Here is a 264-nt window from a genome sequence, read left to right on the forward strand (position 1 = left end):
TTGCGGTCGATGACCTGCTGGGCCGCGGACGAGCGATAGCCGGCGCGGACGGGCGGGGTGAAGCCTGGCTGTGCGGGCGCGGCGCCGGGGGCTGCGGCGATGACGGCGGCAGGCGCGGCGGCGCCGTCAGCGCGTCGGATGGCGACGCGGCGCAGGCCGGTCGGGTTGTCCCAGGTCAGGCCGGAACGCGCGGCGATGGCCTGGAGCTGGCTGGCCTCCATCACGATCGACGGGCCGGAACGCTGGGCCACGACGACGTTGGCG

The 264-nt window shown here is 76.5% G+C and carries 1 protein-coding gene; it reads right to left on the minus strand.

The genetic code is table 11. From position 1 onward, the window contains the following. Positions 1–264, minus strand: a 264-nt coding sequence (locus tag ACM0OT_RS23830) for a hypothetical protein (protein WP_414566846.1), incomplete at both ends; no start/stop codon positions are given.

Source organism: Anabaena sp. CCY 9613, assembly GCF_963920895.1.
GTDB lineage: Bacteria > Cyanobacteriota > Cyanobacteriia > Cyanobacteriales > Nostocaceae > Cyanocohniella.